This is a genomic window from Kaistia sp. 32K (assembly GCF_016629525.1).
Taxonomy (GTDB): domain Bacteria; phylum Pseudomonadota; class Alphaproteobacteria; order Rhizobiales; family Kaistiaceae; genus Kaistia.
The window spans coordinates 1,616,755-1,633,904 of sequence record NZ_AP024269.1 but is presented as its reverse complement, the minus strand read 5'-3'; the positions used below and the strand labels follow the sequence as shown (position 1 = coordinate 1,633,904).

The window sequence follows — 17,150 nt, the reverse complement described above, 5'->3', positions numbered from 1 at the left end:
TTCTCTCTCCCTTTTTAGTCAGTCAGTGCAACTTGGGGGATTGAACTCCCCCTTCTCCCCTCACCGCTTCCGAACGAGCGAACGCTGGACCAGCATCGCGATGATGATGATCGCGCCCTGAACGGCTCCGATGAGGTATTCGCTGACGAAGTTGGACAGCACCATGATGTTGCCGACCACTTCGAGAATGAGCGCGCCGCAGATCGTGCCCCAGATGCGGCCGACGCCGCCCTTGAGCGCGGTGCCGCCGATGACGACCGCCGTGATCGCCTGCAGCTCCCAGAGCAGGCCGGTCGTCGGCGTGGCGGCGCCGAGGCGCGGCACGTAGACGAGCACGGCGATGGCGACGCAGACGCCCTGGATGACATAGGTCAGCGTGCGGACGCGGTTGACCGGGATGCCGGAATAGCGGGCGACGTCCTCGTTCGAGCCGACGGCGATGACGTGCCGGCCGAACGCCGTCCTGTAGAGCAGGAAGGCGCCGATCAGCGCGACCGCGAGGATGACGAGGATCGGGATCGGCACGCCGAAGAGGTTGCCGAAATAGACCGGGCGATAGGCGGCGCGCAGATCCGGCGCCTTCATGGCGATCGAGCCGCCCTCGGCGAGATAGATCGTGAGCGCGCGAAAAATGCCCATCGTGCCGAGCGTGACGATGAAGGGCTCGATCCGGCCGGCCGTGGTGATGACGCCGTTGGCGAGGCCGCAAAGCGCGCCGACGCTGACCGCCAGCAGCATGGCGACGACGAGCATCGGGATCTGGCCGTCGACGACGCCGGTATTCATGAACAGGATCATGACGCCGGCGACGAAGGCCGACATGGCGCCGACCGACAGGTCGAGGCCGCCGGCCGAGATGACGAAGGTGGCGCCGACCGCGATGATCGCGATGAAGGCGCTGCGCGTCAGCACGTTGAGCAGGTTGTCGACGCCTATGAAGTTCGGGTTCACCAGCGCGCCAAGCACCAGCAGGAAAGCCAGCGCGACGAAGGGCGCGACGGCCCGGAGATCGATGTCGCCGAGCGATCGACGCGCGGCTGATTTGTTTGCCGTGGTATCGGTCATGCGTGTTCCGCCATCGAGGCGGCCTCCCTCGATGTAACACCCGTTGCGAGGACGACGATCTCGTCCTCGGTCATGCGGTCGCCCGCCACCTCGCCGACGATGCGCCCGTTGCGCATGACGAGGATGCGGTCGCAGATGCCGATCACCTCCTGCATCTCGGACGAGATGACGATGACCGATTTTCCGCTCTCCGCGAGCTCGGCGATAAACTTGTAGATCTGTTCCTTGGTGCCGATGTCGATGCCGCGGGTCGGTTCGTCGATGATGACGATCTTCGGATCGAGCAGCATCATCTTGGCGAGCAGCAGCTTCTGCTGGTTGCCGCCGGAGAGCTGCCCGGCGAGCAGGTCCTTGTTGCGCGTACGGATGTCGAATTCGGCGATCGAGTCGTCGAGCGCCTTCGCTTCCTTGCGGCGATCGATCAGCATGCCGCGCAGGAACTGGCCGAGGGCCGCCAGCGTCAGGTTGATGCCGAGATTCTGCGCGAGCAGCAGGCCTTTGCCCTTCCGGTCCTCGCTCAGATAGACGATGCCGGCGCGCATGCTGTCGCGGACGCTGACGAAATTCACCGGCTTGCCGTTCAGCTTCACCTTGCCATGCGCCGGGCGCAGGCCGACCGCGCCTTCGAGCAGTTCAGTGCGGCCGGCGCCGACCAGCCCGGCGAAGCCGAGGATCTCGCCCTGGCGGAGCTTGAACGAGGCGTCGTGCGCATAGCCGGGCACGTCCAGGCCCTCGACCTCCAGCGCATAGCCGGTGGCCGCGGTGGCGACGCGATCAGGATAGAGCTTGGCGACGTCGCGGCCGACCATCAGCCGCGCCATGTCGACGGCTTCCAGCCCCTCGGCCGGACGCGTAGTGATCAGCTTGCCGTCGCGCAGCACCGTCACCCGGTCGGCGATCTCCTTCACCTCCGGCAGGCGGTGCGAGATGTAAAGGACGGCGGCGCCCTTCTTCTTGATGTCGAGGATGACGCGCAGCAGCGCGTCGGTCTCGGTCAGCGTCAGCGAGGCAGTCGGCTCGTCGAAGATGACGACCCGGTGCGGCACCAGCAAAGCGCGGGCGATCTGCACCAGCTGGCGCTGCGCGATCGAGAGCCGGCCGACGACGGTCGTCGGGTCGATGTCGATGCCGAGCGCGCGGACGGCGTCCGCCGCGCCCTGGTTCATCGCCTTATCGTCGAGCGTCAGGCCCTTGCGGAGCTCGCGGCCGAGATAGATGTTCTGCGCCACGGTCAGATCGGGCGCGAGCAGGATCTCCTGGTGCACCAGGACTATGCCGCGATGTTCGGCGTCGACGGGGCCGGCCATGACGACCGACTGCCCGTCAATCCGAAGTTCTCCCTTCGTCGGCGGCAGATGGCCGGCGAGGATCTTCATCAACGTGGATTTTCCGGCACCGTTCTCGCCGATGATGGCGTGGACCTCGCCGGGCACGAGAGACAGGTTGATGTCTCCCAGCACCTCGACGGGTCCGAACGATTTCGAAATTCCTACGGCCTCAAGGAGAGCCGGTTGCGTAGGCGTTACCATGTCTCTCCCTTCGGCGTTGGTCATCAGCCGACTTTGGTCCAGACGTTGCCGGCCTTGGAGGAGGCGACGGCGGCTTCGATGAACTGCATGCCGACCAGGCCGTCCTCGACCGTCGGATAGTTCACGGCCGGGTCGACCGCACTGCCGTCACGCGCCGCATGAATGGCGCGGGCTGCTTCCGTGTAGACGTTGGCGAAGCCCTCCAGATACCCCTCCGGATGGCCGCCCGGCACGCGGCTGACGCGCGTGCCTTCCGCCCAGGCGCCGGCGCCGTTGCGGGTCAGAAGCTGCTTCGGCTCACCGAACTTGGTGAACCAGAGATAGTTCGGATCCGCCTGCGTCCATTCAAGGCCACCCTTGGTGCCGTAGATTCGCAGCTTCAGACCGTTCTCGTTGCCGACGGCAACCTGGCTCGCCCAGAGCATGCCCTTGGCGCCGCCCTTCCACTTGAGCAGGATCTGCACGTCGTCGTCAACGAGACGGCCCTCGACGAAGGTCGAAAGCTGCGCCAGCAGCTCGTCCAGCTCCAGCCCGGAGACGTAGCAGGCGAGGTTGTAGGCGTGGGTGCCGATATCGCCGATGCAACCGCCGGCGCCGGTGCGGGCCGGGTCGGTGCGCCATTCGGCCTGCTTGTTGGAGCCGGAAGCCTCGGCCCGCTCGGTCAGCCAATCCTGCGGATATTCGGCCTGGATCAGACGGATCTCGCCGAGCTCGCCGGCGGCGACCATGGCGCGGGCCTGCCGGATCATCGGATAGCCGGTGTAGTTGTGCGTCAGGGCGAAGATCTTGCCCGACGACTTCACCAGATCCACCAGTTCCTTCGCCTCGTCGACCGTCAGCGTCATCGGCTTGTCGCAGATGACGTGAATGCCGGCGTTCAGGAACGCCTTGGCCGCCGGTGCGTGCACATGGTTCGGCGTGACGATCGCGACGGCTTCGATGCCGTCGGGACGGGCGGCCTCGGCCTTGGCCATTTCCTCGTACGAGGCGTAGGAGCGGTCGGCGGCGATGCCGAGGTCCTTGGCCGACGCGGCGGCGCGGGCCGGATCCGACGACAGCGCGCCGGCGACGAGTTCATACTGGTCGTCCATGCGGGCCGCGATGCGGTGCACGGCGCCGATGAACGCGCCCTGCCCGCCGCCGACCATGCCGAGGCGGATGCGACGGCTGGTGGCTTCTTCCTTGCTGGCTCCGATTGCCATGATCTACTCCAATTCCTGCTACGTTGCCTGTGGGGGTCAGGCGATGCCGAGAATGCGGCGGTTGGCCGCCTCGTCGGTGCCGGCGCCGGCGAAATCGTCGAAGGCGTGCTCGGTGACGCGAATGATGTGGTGCTTGATGAACTCGGCACCCTCGCGCGCACCGTCTTCCGGATGCTTCAGCGCGCATTCCCACTCGAGCACGGCCCAGCTGTCATAGTCGTAGGCAGTCAGCTTCGAGAAGATGGCGCCGAAATCGACCTGGCCGTCGCCCAGCGAACGGAAGCGGCCGGCGCGGTTCACCCAGCTCTGGTAACCGCCATAAACGCCCTGGCGGCCGGTCGGGTTGAACTCGGCGTCCTTCACGTGGAAGGCCTTGATGCGCTCGTGATAGATGTCGATGTAGTCGAGATAGTCGAGCTGCTGCAGCACGAAGTGCGAGGGATCGTAGAGCAGGTTGGCGCGCGGATGGTTCTTCACCTCGTCGAGGAACATCTCGAAGGTGATGCCGTCATGCAGATCCTCGCTCGGATGGATCTCGTAGGCGACGTCGACGCCATTTTCCTCGAACACGTCGAGGATCGGGGTCCAGCGACGGCCGAGCTCGGCGAACGCCTCCTCGACCAGGCCGGCCGGACGCTGCGGGAATGGATAGAGGAACGGCCAGGCGAGCGCGCCCGAGAAGGTCGGGTGGGCCTTGAGGCCGAGATTCTTCGAGGCGCGGGCGGCCCGCTTCACATGGTCGACGGCCCATTCCTGGCGCGCCTTCGGGTTGCCGCGCACGGCGGGAACCGCGAAGCCGTCCATCAGCTCGTCATAGACCGGGTGCACGGCGACCAGCTGGCCGATGATGTGCGAGGCAAGCTCGGTGATCTCGAGGCCATGCTTGGCGGCGGTGCCGGCCAGCTCGTCGCAATAATCCTTCGATTCCGACGCCTTGTTGAGATCGATCAGGCGGCTGTCCCAGGTCGGGATCTGAACGCCCTTGTAGCCGAGCGAGGAGGCCCATCCGCAGATCGCGTCGAACGAGTTGAACGGTGCGGCGTCACCGGCGAACTGCGCCAGGAAAATGGCGGGTCCCTTGATCGTCTTCATCGAAAGTCTCCTTCGGGTCTGTCGTCTCGGGCTGACGCCCTCGGTCGGTGGAAGCCTGGTCGGTTGAAGTCTGGACACGCCCGTCAGGGCACGTTGTCCCGGATGAAAATATCGATCTTGATGCGTTCCTGGCCGGGAACGATCTCCATGCCCTCGCGCATCGCGAGCAGGATGCGCGCGGTGCTGCGGGCCATGTGGCCGGGATCCTGGTTGATGATCGCGTCGATGGGGCCGCGGATGAGATGGCGGCGGTTGAAGGCCGTCAGCTCGTGCGCCACGAAGACGATGTCGCGGGTCCGGCCGGCGCTCTCGAGCGCGGCGACGATGCCCGGCGTGCCGCCGCCGACATTGTAGACGCCGACGAGATCGTCGTGCTCGGCGAGCAGCGCCTCGGCGGCGGATCGCACGCGGTCGTCCTCGTCGCGCCCCTCGCGCACCGGCAGCACTTCGAGATTGGGATATTCGCGAGCGACGATCTGCTCGAAGCCGTACTGGCGCTCGATGTGATCGCGCAGCGCCAGCGATCCGGCGATCAGCCCGACCTTGCCCTGCCGCCTGCCGAGGAACCGCCCGAGCAGGCTCGCCGCCGTTCGTCCGGCGGCGTAGTTGTCGATGCCGACGAAATGCGAGCGGCGCGTTCCCGGCAGGTCGGAAACCAGCGTCACCACGGTGATGCCCTGAGCGACGATCGTATTGATCGCCTCGGCGACGGCCGGATGGTCGAGCGCCACGACGGCGAGACCATCAATGTCGGTGGGAAGCTTTTCCAGCGCCGTCGCCAGCGCCTCGCCGTCGAAGACGTCGACCTGGGTGATGTTGAGCAGGACCCGCTCGTGCACGTAGCGCTCGGCGGTGGCGCGAAACTCGGTTTCGAGCACGCGCATGAACTCGTTCGTCCCGCTCGGAAGCAGGATTTCGAAGCGATAGTCGCGGCCGCGCGCCAGGCGCGACGCCATCCGATCCGGCTGATAATTCAGCCGATCGACAGCGGTCTGCACCTTCTCGACCGTTCGCGCATGGACGCCGGCTCTCCCGTTCAGCACGCGATCCACGGTCGCGAGACTGACACCGGCCTCCCGGGCGACGTCTTGCAGCGTCGTCTTGCCCACGAGGTATTCCTCCCGCCTGATGAAATATCATCAGGAAATGAGGTAGGCAACTCAGAGTTTGCAATTGACGTCTACGGAAGCGTGAACTGCCCCTCCAGAATGACCTTGTCGAAGTCGCTGATCAGCAGGTCAACGCGGATTTTCCAGTCGAGTGTGCCCGAAAGACCTGCCACCGACGCGCGCCAGCGGCCATCCTCGCCCGGCTCAGCCGGCACGCGGATCGGCTCCATTCCGCCATTGGACGGCGCCAGGGAAACGGTGACCTCCCGCGGCTTGAAGGGCACGCCATCGGCGTCGAGTGGATCGATATCGACCGTGGCGGCACCCGAGGCATGCGGCGTCAGCACGAATTCGGCCATCGCCTTCTCGCCATGGAGGTGCAGCTCGATCGGCGGCAGCGCCGCGTCGAGCGTGCGCGGCGGCGGCGTGAAGCGCCAGCCGGCCACAAGCCCGAAGACGATGACGACCAGGGCCAGTTCCGCCGCGACCGAGCGGACCAGGCTGCGCGTCGCGCGCTCGTCGCCGAGGACAACGGGCCGCGTCAGCGCGAGTCGGTTGTGCACGGCAAGGACCAGCACAAGCGCCACGACGGCGAGCTTCAGGGCCAGGATGCGGCCATAGCCGGTCGTCCAGAACGCCTCGAAAGCGCCCATCTGCACGATGGCGATGACGGTGCCCGAAGTGAGAAGGATGGCGAAGACGAAGGGGACGATCCGGGAAAACCGCACCAGGATCGCGCGACCACGGCCGGCATGCAGCGCCACCGCCAGCGGCAACAGCGCGCCCGCCCACCAGGCGATGGCGCCGGCATGCAGAAAGACCAGCGGCCGCATCAGCCATTGCGGCGCGGCGGCCGAGGCATGGCCGGTCGCGGCCAGCGCCAGTCCCGGCGCCAGCATGGCGACCGAGGCAAGCGCGCGGCGGGACCCGAGCGCCGAGGTGCGCAGCGCGACGATGCCGAGCCCCGACGCGATCACGGCGATGACGGCCGTGCGCCCGAAACTGGTGGAGAGGCTGGTCGCCCAGACGTTGCGGTTGGCAAGCCCCGACAGCGGCAGGTCGAGCGCATCGAGGCCCTGTGAACCGAGACCGACGACGGCCGAGACGACGCCGAGGCCGAGCAAGGCCGTCCAGATGCTGCGCAAGACGCTTGGGCGGATCGGCGCGCGCGACGACCACGCCGCGAAGAACACGCCGCCGATGCCGAGGAAAAGCGCCGAATAGAGCCCGACCCGGGCGAGCCACAGGCCGATGGCGACATCGAGGGAGGCGACCTCGGTCGCTGCCGAAGCGGCGGTTCCGCTGGCGGCGCCAACCGAAAAGACGAGCGTACCGCCGATCGGATGGCCATCCTCGGAGACGACCCGCCAACTGACGACATGGGTGCCCTGCCCCAGCTCCACCGGCAGCGGCAGGATCAGCCGGGCGCCGTCGCTGCGCGCGCCGGCGAGGTCGGTCGCGGCGCCGCCCGGCGACAGCAGGCGGAACACCAGCGGCGCCACCGCCTCGCTGAAGGTCAGCTCGACCGTGTCGGGCGAGGTTGGCAGAACACTGCCGGCGGCGGGCTCGCTCGCCACCAGCGCCGCATGCGCCGACGCTTCTCGCGGCGCCAGCGGCGCCGCGAGGAGGATCAGAGCGAGGCACATAAGAAGGCCACGCAGGGACATCACTCAGCCCTTCGGCGAGAGCGTCACGGCCGGCGCAGGCTGCTCGTAGTCGTCCGCCGACTTGCCCGCCGCCGGAATCTCGATCCAGCGCTCGCTGCCCTTCTCGCATTCCTGCACGACGGGGAAATAGAGCGGGCCGGCCGGCAGATCGCCGGTCAGGTAGGTGCGGAAGGCGAACTCGTCATAGAAGTCGTCCGGCAGGCTGCCGCCCGACCAGACGATCTCCTTCACGCCTTCCGACACCTTGGCGCCCCAGAGGTCGTAGGTCTTGGCGTAGGCGCCCTTGACGGTCTCGACCGTCCAGCCGGGCTTCGGCTGCGGCTTGACGTTGATGACGCCCTCGGGGATCTGGACGCGCAGCTTGACGGTCGGCGAGCCGGCGCAGCCATGGCCAACCTGCAGCACGGCCTTGTAGCTCGTGCCGAGCTTGGCCTCCTGGGTGGCGAGCGTCACATGGGCGGAAGCCGCGGAAGCGGACAGGAAGAGGACGCCAGCGGCGCCAGCGAACAGAAGCTTGTTCATGAAATTCACCTGATATCGCAATGCATTGCCGGTGCGGAGCCGCGCCGGCGCGAGACGACCGCCCGAAGGGACGGCCGGCGATTTCAGGCGAGCGGAGGCCCGCGCGCGTCGGGAAGGAAGACCAGCGCCGCCCCGGCATCGATCGACTGGACGGCGGGCAGCAGCGTGAAGGCGACCGGCAGCGCCGGCTGCGGAACCGGCAACGCCGCCGCCGGCCCGAACGCCTTGGCGACCTGCGACAGCACGCAGATATCGCAGGCGCTGACCTTGGTTCCCTTGGCGGGATCCGTTTGTTCGCCGGCCGGAAGGCAGAGAATGGTCAGGCCGCTGCGGTCGCCCAGCGCCAGCCGGGCCTCGGCGCTGGCATGCACCGGCGCAAGCAGCGTCAGGATGAGAATGGCCAGAACGCCGAAGGCGCTCCCCACCTCTCCTGCCAGCTGTCGCCAGGAATTTGCCATTCACCGCCCCTGCGAGCCGAACGCCCGATCTGCCGGTCGCAGTGTTACAGAGCTTCGCCGCATCCGGCCAGTGCGACGCATTGGCTTGGATGCCCCATCCGCGGAAAGGTTTCCCGACTTTCAGGGGAATTCCGGCTTTGCCATAGCGAGCCCCAGCCGAAGCCCCTAGATTAGAGACCAACTGAACTGGCTGATCCGAGGCCGGTCGCGCGGGAGACTTCCTTGATGAAAACCGACACCGCCGCTTTCCGGCTCGAAGACTACCGCGCTCCGGCCTTCACCATCGACAGGGTGGCGCTGAACTTCGTCCTAGCCCCCAAGGCGACGCGCGTCACCGCCACGCTTTCGGTCCGGCCGAACACGGAAGAGGCAGCAAGCGGCAAGCTCGAACTCATCGGCGACGAGACCGTCCTGAAGGGCCTGAAGCTCGACGGCGCACCCCTCCCCGCCGATCGCTATGTGGCGACGCCCGACCTCCTGACGGTCACCGGCGTGCCGAACGCGCCGTTCACGCTGGAGATCGAGACCGAGGTCGACGCCAACGCCAATACCAAGCTGATGGGCCTCTATCGCAGCAGCGGCACCTATTGCACGCAGTGCGAGGCGGAGGGCTTCCGCCGCATCACCTATTTCCTCGACCGGCCGGACGTGCTCGCCGTCTACACCACGCGCATCGAAGCCTCGAAGATCGATGCACCGGTCCTGCTCGCCAATGGCAATCCGGTCGAGAGCGGCGACATTCCGGGCACCGACCGCCATTTCGCAATCTGGCACGACCCCTTCCCCAAGCCCTCCTACCTGTTCGCCATGGTGGCCGGCGACCTCGGCGTCATCACTGACAGCTTCACGACCCTGTCGGGCCGCGACGTCGAGCTGCGCATCTATTGCGAGCACGGCAAGGAAGAACGCTGCGCCTATGCCATGGACGCGCTGAAGCGCTCGATGAAGTGGGACGAGGACGTCTTCGGCCTGGAATACGACCTCGACATCTTCGTCATCGTCGCCGTGTCGGATTTCAACATGGGCGCGATGGAGAACAAGGGCCTCAACATCTTCAACGACAAGTACGTCCTTGCCGATCCGGATACCGCGACCGATGCCGACTACGCCAATGTCGAGGGCGTCATCGCGCATGAATATTTCCACAACTGGACGGGCAACCGCATCACCTGCCGCGACTGGTTCCAGCTCTGCCTGAAGGAGGGCCTGACGGTCTTCCGCGACCAGGAGTTCTCGTCCGACATGCGCTCGCGCGCGGTGAAGCGCATCGCCGACGTGCGCACGCTGCAGGCGCGCCAGTTCCCGGAGGATGGCGGCCCGCTCGCCCACCCGGTCCGCCCCGAAATCTATCATGAAATCAGTAACTTCTACACGCCGACCGTGTACGAGAAGGGCGCCGAGGTCGTGCGCATGCTGAAGACGATCCTCGGCCCCGAGGATTTTCGCAAGGGTATGGATCTCTATTTCGAGCGCCATGACGGCGAGGCGGCGACGGTCGAGGATTTCCTCGCCAGCTTCGCCGATGCGGCCGGCGTCGACCTCGCCCAGTTCCACCTCTGGTACACGCAGGCCGGCACGCCGCAGATCATCGCCAAGGGCGACTATGACGCCGCCGCCCGGACCTATCGCCTGTCCCTCACGCAGAGCGTGCCGGCGACGCCCGGGCAGACGATGAAGAAGCCGATGCACACCCCGATCCGCTTCGGCCTGATGGGTCCGAACGGCGAGGATCTCGGCTATGAGGACGTCCGTGGCGGACGCGTCGAGAACGACGTCATCCACCTGACGGAAGGGAGCCAGACGCTGACCTTCGAGGGCGTCGGCGCGCGGCCGGTGCCGTCGCTGCTCCGCGGCTTCTCGGCGCCGGTCCGCCTCGCCATCGACATCTCCACGGCCGACCTGCTGTTCCAGGTCCGCGCCGACAGCGATCCGTTCAACCGCTGGCAGGCGGCGCAGACGCTGGCGATGCGCAACCTGATCGCCGGCACCGCCGACCAGATCAAGGGCCGCCCCGCCCATGTCGAGCCCGCCCTGATCGAGGCGCTCGGCGAGGTCGTCGACAACGAGCTGCTGGAGCCGGCCTTCCGCGCCCAGGTGCTGCAGCTGCCGAGCGAGGCCGACATCGCCCGCGAGCTCGGCCACGACGTCGACCCGGACGCTATCGCGGCGGCGCGCCGCGCCCTGCGGCTCTCCATCGCCACGGGGCTGGAGGACCGCCTCAGCCGCCGCTACGAGGCGCTCTCGACCGAGGCCGGCGCCTACGCGCCGGACGCCGGCAGCGCCGGCCGGCGGGCGCTGCGCAACACCCTGCTCGACCTGCTGCTCGCCACCCGCTCGCAATCGGCGGTCGATCGGGCGCTGCGGCATTTCGAGGGCGCCAGCAACATGACGGACCGGCTGGCTGCGGTCGGCGTGCTCGCGCAGGCGGCGCTGCCGGAGCGGCGCGCCGTCCTGAACGCCTTCCATGACCGCTATGCCGACGACGCCCTCGTGCTCGACAAGTGGCTGATGCTCGAGGCGACGGTTCCCTCTTCGGAAACGCTCGACCGCGTGCAGGCGCTGCTGCGCCACCCCTCCTACGCGGCGAACAATCCGAACCGGATCCGGGCTCTCGTCGGCAGCTTCGCCGGCGCCAACCAGACCCAGTTCAACCGCATCGACGGTGCCGGTTACGAGTTCCTCGCCGACTTCGCGCTCGACCTCGACAAGCGCAACCCGCAGACGACGTCGCGGCTGCTGGTCAGCTTCCGGTCGTGGCGCGCGCTGGAGCCGGTGCGGCGCGCTCATGCCGAGGCGGCCTTGAAGCGGATCGCCGCGGCGAAAGCCCTCTCGCCGGACACGCGCGACATCGTCACACGGACCCTCGCCTGAGCATAAAAAGCTAGAAAATCCGCCATTCCCGGCATACAAATCGCCGCTCCGGACTCGCCTCCGGCGCGGCCTGAAAATTATGCTTAACGAAACCCTAATGCCGTCTGGACAATGTGATTCGCGTCGATTCAAATGGGGGTGATTCGGGGCAAGGGACTGGCCCGATGACAGCGGGTACCAGGGGGCCGAGATGGCGCGGGCAGAGACAGCCAGTGCGTCTGCGAGCGAGCGCATGCCTATTGCCGGGATGTTGTTTCGACGCAAGCAGATGATCAAAGGTCACGCGAGGCTGCTCGCGAAACCGGCCTACGAAAAGCTCGTCTCGTCCGAGCCGATCCTGCGCCGCTGCATCCCCGTGCTCATCATCATCTTCCTGCTGATCGTCGCCCTCGCGCGCTTCATGCAGCTCTACGACCTCCGTATGGAGCGCGAGAACCAGTCGCGCGACATGATGGGCATGGTCGCGAGCTATCTCGCGCAGTCGCTCGACCAGATCGAGCCGACGCTGTCGAACGACCGCTACCAGATGGCCGTGCAGAACGCGCTCGACAACGCCCTGCCGCCGAGCGCCTCCAACACCGGCGAGCGGGTCTACGTCGCCGACACCAACGGCCGCATCATCGCCACCGCGCCGCGTTCGCCGATGGAAGAGGAACGCAGCTTCACCGAGGTGATCTCCGGCGCGCAGCCGCTCGTCATCTTCGGTGACCGCGCCGGCGTCCTCAAGGTCACCGTCGACGGTGACCAGCCGGCGCTCGCCACGCTCCGCCACCTGAACGGCCGCCTCGGCTTCGTCGCCGTCGCCACCCCGCTGACCGCCATCTATCGCGACTGGCGCGCCGACGTCTCGCTCAACGTCTCGGTCTTCGTCGGCACCAGCGGCATCCTGCTCGTGATCCTGTACGGCTATTTCTCGCAGTCGGCCCGCGCCCAGGAAGCCGACATCATCTACCAGGAGACCTATGACCGCTTCGACACGGCGCTCCGCCGCGGCCGCTGCGGCCTGTGGGACTGGGACGTCGCGCGCGGCCGGCTCTTCTGGTCGAAATCCATGTTCGAACTTGTCGGCATGGCGCCACGGGACACGCTGCTCGGCTTCGGCGAGGTGAACGAGCTGGTCCACCCGGAAGACGGCGACCTGATGAACCTGGTCGAGGCGCTCTATGAGGCGAACGAGACGACCGTCGACCGCATGTTCCGCATGCGCAAGGCCGACGGCAGCTATGTCTGGCTGCGCATCCGCGTCGAGTTGGTCGGCGCCGACGGCACCGAGCCGCACCTGATCGGCATCGCCGTCGACGTCACCGAGCAGATGCGCCTCGCCGAGAGCTCGCGCACCGCCGACATCCGCCTGCGCGACGCGATCGAGACGATCTCGGAGGCCTTCGTGCTCTGGGATATCGAGAACAAGCTCGTCATGTGCAACTCGAAGTACCAGCAGCTGCACGGGATTCCGGATGCGGTCCTGCAGCCCGGCACGCCCTATGCCGAAGTCATCGCCGCTGGCCACCAGCCCGTGGTGCGGGCGCAGGTCCCGTCCGAAGGCCGCGCCGAGGAAGGCGCCCGCTCCTTCGAGGCGCAGCTCAATGACGGCCGCTGGCTGCAGATCAGCGAGCGCCGCACCAAGGATGGCGGCTTCGTTTCCGTCGGCACCGACATCACGACGATCAAGCGCCACGAAGAGAAGCTGATCGACGGCGAGCGCCGCCTGATGGCGACCATCGCCGACCTCCGCCAGTCGCGCCAGAAGCTGGAGCAGCAGGCGCAGGAGATGGTCGAACTCGCCGAGAAATATTCGGAGCAGAAGGATCGCGCCGAGGCGGCCAACCGCACGAAGTCCGAATTCCTCGCCAACATCAGCCACGAGCTGCGCACGCCGCTCAACGCCATCATCGGCTTCTCGGAGATCATGCAGTCCGGCCTGTTTGGCCCGCTCGGCTCGCCGAAATACGGCGAGTACTGCCAGGACATCAACGCCAGCGGCAATTTCCTGCTGAACGTCATCAACGACGTCCTCGATATGGCCCGGATTGAAGCCGGTCGCATGACGCTCGACATGGAGCCGCTGATGCTGGACCAGATCGTCGACGAGGCCGCCCGCGTCATGACGCCGGAAGCCGCGGCGCGCAAGGTCTCGATCACGGCCGACCTGGAGAACACGCTCAGCCTGCACGCCGACCGGCGCGCGGTGAAGCAGATGGTGCTCAACCTTCTGTCGAACGCGGTGAAGTTCACGCCGGAGAACGGCCATATCAGCGTCCGCGCCCGCAAGATCGGCAGCGCCGTCACGCTGACCATCGAGGACAACGGCATCGGCATTCCGAAGGAAGCGCTGAAGAAGCTCGGCCAGCCCTTCGAACAGGTGCAGAACCAGTTCACCAAGAGCCACAAGGGCTCGGGCCTCGGCCTCGCCATCACCCGCTCGCTGGCGGAGCTGCATGGCGGCGCGATGCGCATCCGCAGCCAGGAGGGCAAGGGCACGATCGTCTCGATCCGCCTGCCGCTGATGCAGACGGCCCAGCTGGAGCCGCCGACCGGCGCCTCGGCCGGCGTCGCCCTCCGCCTCGGCGCCTCCGCCGAACCTTCCCGCTGACCATCAGCCTATGCGGGAAGCCGCCCGCCAGCGACGCGTGACGCGTCGCTAGGCCTTCTTGCTCTTGCGAACCTTGCCGATGATGCGCTCGAAGGCGGCGCGGACGTCCTTCTGCGTCGCCTGGACATGGGCGTCGAGGGTCGCGAAATCAGGCAGCTCGCCGGCCCGCGACAGGAGGCCGAGCAGTCCGCGCGGCGCCTCAGCCGGGTTGAACGGGCCGTCGACGCTGAGCCGCAGGATCAGCACCAGCTTCTGATAGAGCCGGAGCGCCGGCAGCAGGATCTCCGCCTCCGTCGCCGGCAACAGCCCAGCTCGCGAGGCGGCCGCGAGCGATACCTCGGTCTCGACGTCGAGGATCTCCGGATGCCCGGCGCCATGCACGAGCTGCAGGTACTGGGTGATGAACTCGATGTCGATCTGGCCGCCGGGCACCTGCTTCAGGTCCCATGGGCCCTCGGCCGTCTTCTCGGCTTCCAGCAGGGCGCGCATCTCCAGCACGTCGCGCTGGACCTTCTTCTGGTCATGCGGCGTGGAGAGGATGGCGCGGACATCGGCCACGGCGGCCGCGATCAGGCTGTCGTCGCCGCCGATCGGCCGCGCCCGCGTCAGCGCCATGTGCTCCCAGGTCCAGGCCTCCTTGGTCTGGTATTCGACGAAGGAGCGGATGTGGGTGGCGAGCGGTCCGGAATTGCCGGAAGGCCGCAGGCGGAAATCGACCTCGTAGAGCGAACCCTCGGCCGTCGGCGCGGAGATCGCCGCGATCAGGCGCTGCGTCAGCCGCGCGAAATACTGGCTGCCGGAGAGCGGCCGCGCACCGTTCGAGCCCGTCTCGGTATCGGGGAAATCATAGAGCAGGATGAGATCGAGATCCGACGACGCCGTCATCTCGCGCCCGCCGAACTTGCCCATCGCCAGCAGCGCGATCCGGCTCTGCGGGATCGTGCCGTGCTGCGCCTCGAGCGCCTTGCGAACATGCTCCAGCAGGGTCGAGACGAGAAGGTCGGCGAGGTCGGCATAAGCGAAGCCGGCGGCGCGCGTGCTCACCGAGCCTGCGACGACGCGGACGCCGATCAGGAAGCCCTGCTCCTTGCCGAAGATGCGCGCGCGGTCGAGCACGTCCTCCAGCGATTCCGCCTCGGCGAGGCTGGCGTCGAGCCGGGCGGCAAGGATCGCCTTGTCCGGCAGGCGGCCGAAGAAGGCGGGGTCGAGCACCGCGTCGAGCACATGCGGCCGCGCCGTGACGATCTCCGCCAGGCGCGGCGCCGTGCCCATGATCGTGGTGAGGAGGTTCAGGAGGCCCGGATTCGAGCTCAGAAGCGCGAACAGCTGGACGCCGGCCGGCAGGCGGGCGAGGAAGCGGTCGAACGCGTTGAAGGCGGCGTCGGCATTGTCGGTCGACGACAGCGCCTCGAGCAGCGCCGGCGTGATCTCGGTCAGCCGCTCGCGCGCGGCGGCCGAGCGCATCGCCGGATAGCGGCCGAAATGCCAGCCGCGGATCGTCCGGCTCACCTCGCGCGGATTGCGGTAGCCGAGGCTCGCCAGCGTCGCCACCGTCTCCGGATCCTCGTCGTCGCCGGTGAAGACGAGGCTGCCGAGCGAGGAGGAAAGCGGCGGGGCGGCCTCGAACAGCTGGATATAGTGATCGCGCACCTTCTCCAGCGTCGCGACCAGATCCTTGGAGAAGGCCTTCACCGTCCGGTAGCCCATCAGGCGCGCGATGACCTCCAGCCCCTCCTCCGTCTCGGGGAGCGTATGGGTCTGCTCGTCGGCGATCATCTGCAGGCGATGCTCGATGGCGCGCAGGAAGCGATAGCAGCGCGCCAGTTCCTCCGCCGTCTCCGGCGCGATCCAGCCCTTGGCGGCGAGGATATCCAGCATGTCGAGCGTGCGCCGCCCGCGCAGTTCGCGGTCGCGGCCGCCGGCGATCAGCTGCTGGGTCTGGACGAAGAACTCGATCTCGCGGATGCCGCCGCGGCCGAGCTTGATGTTGTGGCCGGCGACTGCCACCTGCTCGTGGCCGCGATGATCGTGGATCTGGCGCTTGATCGAGTGGATGTCGGCAATCGCCGCGAAGTCGAGATATTTGCGCCAGATGAAGGGCGCCAGCTCGGCCAGGAAGTCGTCGCCGGCCGCGATGTCGCCGGCGAAGGGGCGCGCCTTGATCATCGCGGCGCGTTCCCAGTTCTGGCCGCTCGCCTCGTAATAGAGGAAGGCCGCCGGCGTCGAGATCGCCACCTGGGTAGAGCCAGGATCGGGGCGAAGCCGCAAATCCGTGCGGAAGACGTAGCCGTCGCTCGTCCGCTCCTGCAAGATCTTGACCAGCCGGCGGGTCATGCGGACGAACAGCGCGCCGATCTCGTCGCGATCGGTCGGCTGCGCCCGCTCCGGATCGAACAGCACGATCAGGTCGATGTCGCTCGAATAGTTCAGCTCGCGCGCGCCGCACTTGCCCATGCCGAGCAGGATCCAACCGGAATCGCGCGATGGCTCGTCGGGATGCGGCAGGCGCAGCTTGCCGGCCTGGTGGGCGTCGGCGAGCAAGAAATCGACGGTCGCTGCGACGGCGGTCTCGGCGAACGTCGTCAGCGCGCCGGTGACGCGGTCGACCGACCAGACGCCGCCGAGATCGGCGAGGCCGACGAGCAGCGCCACCTCGGCCCGCGCCCGGCGCAACGTCGTCATCAGGCTGGCTTCGTCGGTGTCGCGCCACGACGCGGCGACGGCGGCCATCAGCTCGGCGAAACGGCTATCGGGGTTCTCCGCCAAAATGCCGACGAGGCGCTTTCCGTCGTCGAGCGCGATCTGGCGCAGGAAGGGCGAGGCATCGAAGACGGCGGCGAGGAACGGACCGAGCCCGGCATGCGACTGCAGCAGTTCGGCAAAGGCCGGCCCTGCGCCCGCCTCCTTGGCAGCCGCCTGCAGATCGCCGAGGATCTCGCGGCTTCGCGCCGCCTTCGGCGGTCGCAGATCGGCTGCGATGACGGCGGCGAGCGGAAGACCGGACGGCTCGGCCATCGATCTCGTTTTGCGTACAGCCATCGC

The 17,150-nt window shown here is 67.4% G+C and carries 11 protein-coding genes; 2 read left to right on the top strand and 9 right to left on the bottom strand.

From position 1 onward, the window contains the following. Positions 1 to 60: 60 nt before the first annotated feature. The 8 genes from K32_RS07285 to K32_RS07250 all read right to left on the bottom strand — a co-directional run bounded on the left by K32_RS07285 (position 61) and on the right by K32_RS07250 (position 8,644). A complete protein-coding gene (locus K32_RS07285) occupies positions 61 to 1,065 on the bottom strand; it encodes an ABC transporter permease (protein WP_201403379.1) in 1,005 nt (334 codons plus the stop codon). Beyond that, positions 1,062 to 2,594 carry a sugar ABC transporter ATP-binding protein gene (locus K32_RS07280; protein ID WP_201403378.1) on the bottom strand — a complete coding sequence of 511 codons (1,533 nt, stop codon included), beginning with the start codon at positions 2,592 to 2,594 and terminating at the stop codon, positions 1,062 to 1,064. The genes K32_RS07285 and K32_RS07280 overlap by 4 nt, the downstream gene beginning before the upstream one ends. Positions 2,595 to 2,617: 23 nt before the next feature. Further along, positions 2,618 to 3,796, bottom strand: a complete 1,179-nt coding sequence (locus K32_RS07275) for a Gfo/Idh/MocA family protein (protein ID WP_201403377.1) — start codon at positions 3,794 to 3,796, stop codon at positions 2,618 to 2,620. 36 nt (positions 3,797 to 3,832) lie between these two features. Continuing rightward, positions 3,833 to 4,888: a sugar phosphate isomerase/epimerase gene (locus K32_RS07270; protein ID WP_201403376.1), complete on the bottom strand. Its 1,056-nt coding sequence runs from the start codon at positions 4,886 to 4,888 to the stop codon at positions 3,833 to 3,835. 83 nt (positions 4,889 to 4,971) lie between these two features. After that, complete coding sequence (locus K32_RS07265) at positions 4,972 to 5,997, bottom strand: LacI family DNA-binding transcriptional regulator (protein ID WP_201403375.1); 1,026 nt, start codon at positions 5,995 to 5,997, stop codon at positions 4,972 to 4,974. Between the two features lie 71 nt (positions 5,998 to 6,068). Then, the gene (locus K32_RS07260; RefSeq protein WP_201403374.1) at positions 6,069 to 7,664 is read right to left on the bottom strand and encodes a copper resistance CopC/CopD family protein; all 1,596 of its coding nucleotides are present in this window, start codon (positions 7,662 to 7,664) and stop codon (positions 6,069 to 6,071) included. Positions 7,665 to 7,667: 3 nt separating this feature from the next. Next, entirely contained in the window at positions 7,668 to 8,186 is a 519-nt protein-coding gene (locus K32_RS07255; RefSeq protein WP_201403373.1) for a YcnI family protein, read from the bottom strand. A gap of 83 nt (positions 8,187 to 8,269) precedes the next feature. Next, a complete protein-coding gene (locus K32_RS07250) occupies positions 8,270 to 8,644 on the bottom strand; it encodes a hypothetical protein (RefSeq protein WP_201403372.1) in 375 nt (124 codons plus the stop codon). Positions 8,645 to 8,869: 225 nt separating this feature from the next. Between K32_RS07250 and pepN the strand changes: the two genes are divergently transcribed. Together pepN and K32_RS07240 are read left to right on the top strand one after the other, a co-directional pair. Continuing rightward, complete coding sequence (gene pepN, locus K32_RS07245) at positions 8,870 to 11,515, top strand: aminopeptidase N (RefSeq protein WP_201403371.1); 2,646 nt, start codon at positions 8,870 to 8,872, stop codon at positions 11,513 to 11,515. 247 nt (positions 11,516 to 11,762) lie between these two features. Next, entirely contained in the window at positions 11,763 to 14,108 is a 2,346-nt protein-coding gene (locus tag K32_RS07240; protein WP_201404395.1) for an ATP-binding protein, read from the top strand. Positions 14,109 to 14,156: 48 nt separating this feature from the next. On the opposite strand, the gene K32_RS07235 is transcribed toward K32_RS07240, so the two are convergent. Further along, the gene (locus tag K32_RS07235; protein ID WP_201403370.1) at positions 14,157 to 17,147 is read right to left on the bottom strand and encodes a bifunctional [glutamine synthetase] adenylyltransferase/[glutamine synthetase]-adenylyl-L-tyrosine phosphorylase; all 2,991 of its coding nucleotides are present in this window, start codon (positions 17,145 to 17,147) and stop codon (positions 14,157 to 14,159) included. Between the last annotated feature and the right edge of the window lie 3 nt (positions 17,148 to 17,150).